Below are 1,830 nucleotides of genomic sequence, written 5' to 3'. Positions count from 1 at the left end.
GGTTTTCGGAACTTTGAAAACTTCAAAAAACGGATTTTTATCGCTCTCAATATCAAAAAAGAAAGGACAAAATTTGTCCTTTCTCGATCTTAGCTTTTCTTCAACCCACTACAGTTGACAAAGAGCCGCTTTTCTTCAACCCACTACAGTTGACAAAGAGCCAACAAAAAAAAGAGCTATGAACTCTCATTAAAACGGAGAATAAGGGATTCGAACCCTTGCGCCAGTTACCCGACCTAACGATTTAGCAAACCGTCCTCTTCAGCCTCTTGAGTAATTCTCCTATTAATGGGCACGAGTGGACTCGAACCACCGACCTCACGCTTATCAGGCGTGCGCTCTAACCACCTGAGCTACGCGCCCAAGTTAAAAACTTGGTAATTTGAACAAAGTTCAAAGCGGGTGACGAGAATCGAACTCGCGACAACAGCTTGGAAGGCTGTAGTTTTACCACTAAACTACACCCGCATAAATACTATAAATAAAAATGGCGCGAGACGGAATCGAACCGCCGACACATGGAGCTTCAATCCATTGCTCTACCAACTGAGCTACCGAGCCTTATTGCGGGAGCAGGATTTGAACCTACGACCTTCGGGTTATGAGCCCGACGAGCTACCGAGCTGCTCCATCCCGCGTTAATACAAAAGGAGGATGTGGGATTCGAACCCACGCACGCTTTTACACGCCTGACGGTTTTCAAGACCGTTCCCTTCAGCCGGACTTGGGTAATCCTCCATACTATTCAAATGGACCTTGTAGGACTTGAACCTACGACCACTCGGTTATGAGCCGAGAGCTCTAACCAGCTGAGCTAAAGGTCCAACAAGATCTTTATAGCGGCGAAGGGGATCGAACCCCCGACCTCCCGGGTATGAACCGGACGCTCTAGCCAGCTGAGCTACACCGCCATGAATCGGGAAGACAGGATTCGAACCTGCGACACCTTGGTCCCAAACCAAGTACTCTACCAAGCTGAGCTACTTCCCGAGTTAAATAGAAAAATGCACCCTAGAGGAGTCGAACCTCTAACCGCCTGATTCGTAGTCAGGTACTCTATCCAGTTGAGCTAAGGGTGCTCATTATATTATGCCGAGGACCGGAATCGAACCGGTACGATCGTTACCAATCGCAGGATTTTAAGTCCTGTGCGTCTGCCAGTTCCGCCACCCCGGCCTCTCTAAGCGAACGACGGGATTCGAACCCGCGACCCCCACCTTGGCAAGGTGGTGTTCTACCACTGAACTACGTTCGCACTGTTTTCTTCTATCTAAAAATGCCGGCTACATGACTTGAACACGCGACCCTCTGATTACAAATCAGATGCTCTACCAACTGAGCTAAGCCGGCTCATTTATTATATCTTAATGCGGGTTAAGGGACTTGAACCCCCACGCCGTTAAGCGCCAGATCCTAAATCTGGTGCGTCTGCCAATTCCGCCAAACCCGCATATATGACCCGTACTGGGCTCGAACCAGTGACCCATTGATTAAAAGTCAATTGCTCTACCAACTGAGCTAACGAGTCTAAAATAACTTGCGTTATCTTAAACGGTCCCGACGGGAATCGAACCCGCGATCTTCGCCGTGACAGGGCGACGTGATAACCGCTACACTACGGGACCTTTGGGAGTTAACGGGATCGAACCGCTGACCCTCTGCTTGTAAGGCAGATGCTCTCCCAGCTGAGCTAAACTCCCTAGAGCTAAGCGACTTCCATATCTCACAGGGGGCAACCCCCAACTACTTCCGGCGTTCTAGGGCTTAACTTCTGTGTTCGGCATGGGTACAGGTGTATCTCCTAGGCTATCGTCACTTAACTCTGAGTAA

17 tRNA genes and 1 rRNA gene are annotated in these 1,830 nt (G+C 49.3%); all 18 read right to left on the bottom strand.

From position 1 onward, the window contains the following. Positions 1–195: 195 nt before the first annotated feature. Positions 196–283: transfer RNA gene (locus QM956_RS10485), tRNA-Ser, on the bottom strand. Between the two features lie 6 nt (positions 284–289). Next, positions 290–363: transfer RNA gene (locus QM956_RS10480), tRNA-Ile, on the bottom strand. A 34-nt stretch (positions 364–397) separates the two neighbouring features. Beyond that, positions 398–468: transfer RNA gene (locus QM956_RS10475), tRNA-Gly, on the bottom strand. A 20-nt stretch (positions 469–488) separates the two neighbouring features. Beyond that, positions 489–561, bottom strand: a tRNA-Phe gene (locus QM956_RS10470). A gap of 3 nt (positions 562–564) precedes the next feature. Next, positions 565–638, bottom strand: a tRNA-Met gene (locus QM956_RS10465). Between the two features lie 10 nt (positions 639–648). Continuing rightward, positions 649–738 (bottom strand) — tRNA-Ser (locus QM956_RS10460). 12 nt (positions 739–750) lie between these two features. Further along, positions 751–824 (bottom strand) — tRNA-Ile (locus QM956_RS10455). Positions 825–837: 13 nt separating this feature from the next. Continuing rightward, positions 838–911, bottom strand: a tRNA-Met gene (locus QM956_RS10450). Between the two features lie 5 nt (positions 912–916). Beyond that, positions 917–990: transfer RNA gene (locus QM956_RS10445), tRNA-Pro, on the bottom strand. A gap of 15 nt (positions 991–1,005) precedes the next feature. Then, positions 1,006–1,079 (bottom strand) — tRNA-Arg (locus QM956_RS10440). Between the two features lie 11 nt (positions 1,080–1,090). Continuing rightward, a tRNA-Leu gene (locus tag QM956_RS10435) sits at positions 1,091–1,176 on the bottom strand. A gap of 7 nt (positions 1,177–1,183) precedes the next feature. Beyond that, a tRNA-Gly gene (locus QM956_RS10430) sits at positions 1,184–1,255 on the bottom strand. Between the two features lie 22 nt (positions 1,256–1,277). Further along, positions 1,278–1,350: transfer RNA gene (locus QM956_RS10425), tRNA-Thr, on the bottom strand. Positions 1,351–1,368: 18 nt separating this feature from the next. Then, a tRNA-Leu gene (locus QM956_RS10420) sits at positions 1,369–1,450 on the bottom strand. 5 nt (positions 1,451–1,455) lie between these two features. Further along, positions 1,456–1,528: transfer RNA gene (locus QM956_RS10415), tRNA-Lys, on the bottom strand. Between the two features lie 24 nt (positions 1,529–1,552). Beyond that, positions 1,553–1,625 (bottom strand) — tRNA-Asp (locus tag QM956_RS10410). 2 nt (positions 1,626–1,627) lie between these two features. Further along, positions 1,628–1,700, bottom strand: a tRNA-Val gene (locus QM956_RS10405). A 4-nt stretch (positions 1,701–1,704) separates the two neighbouring features. Then, positions 1,705–1,820 (bottom strand): 5S ribosomal RNA (gene rrf / locus QM956_RS10400). Positions 1,821–1,830: the final 10 nt, after the last annotated feature.

Source organism: Streptococcus mitis (assembly GCF_047460035.1).
GTDB lineage: Bacteria > Bacillota > Bacilli > Lactobacillales > Streptococcaceae > Streptococcus > Streptococcus mitis_DW.
This window is presented reverse-complemented; position numbering and strand designations above follow the sequence as displayed.